General features: G+C 68.9%; 2 pseudogenes. Both read right to left on the bottom strand.

Annotation, left to right across the window (positions count from 1 at the left end):
* Positions 1-215 (bottom strand): annotated as a pseudogene (locus ACTMTF_RS49435) (hypothetical protein); the annotation flags it as partial.
* A gap of 84 nt (positions 216-299) precedes the next feature.
* Positions 300-602 (bottom strand): annotated as a pseudogene (locus tag ACTMTF_RS49430) (type III PLP-dependent enzyme); the annotation flags it as partial.

The following is a 602-nucleotide window of genomic DNA, read 5'->3' as shown; positions in this document are numbered from 1 at the left end:
GCAGGGCGAGTTCGCGGGTCATCGAGGTGCCGCTCATCAGGCGATTGCAGGTACTCGAAGGCGTCCAGGTGCCGGGTGGGCGGGTAGCCCGCCTCGGCGCCGGCGATGTCGAAGCCGACCACTCCGGCGTCGCGGTCGGAGATCGCCGGCTCGGCGATCTCCATCCACCGGGCCCGGTGCCGTATCGCGGTCAGCTGCGACGTCCTGTGCGCCATGCTCCGCACCAACACCCCCTACCAACCACCCACGCTCCGCGCGGCTTGACCAACCCCATAGGGGGCGCCCCCGGACACCTCCGCTCAACCGCCCACGTAGTGGAAGCCTGGCTTCGGGTGCATCAGGAAGTCGTGGTGTGAGATGTTCCATGCGTAGGCGCCGGCCATGAGGAACTCCACCACATCGCCCGTCTTCAGACTCACCGGCACGTGCCGCGCCATGGTGTCCTTCGGCGTGCAGAGCCGGCCGACAATCGTGGCCGGCTCCCCCGGCTCGTCCATGACCATGGGCTGGCTGTGCCCCTTGGTCGCCGGGGTCCTGATGTGGTGCGTCCCGCCCGCCACCACGGCGAACAGCTCCCCATGGACGCGCTTCACATCCATGAC

It is taken from the genome of Nonomuraea sp. ZG12 (genome assembly GCF_052068115.1).
In the GTDB taxonomy this organism is placed as follows: Bacteria; Actinomycetota; Actinomycetes; order Streptosporangiales; family Streptosporangiaceae; genus Nonomuraea.
The sequence above is the reverse complement of the archived record's forward strand: the minus strand, read 5'-3'. Positions and strand labels throughout refer to the sequence as shown.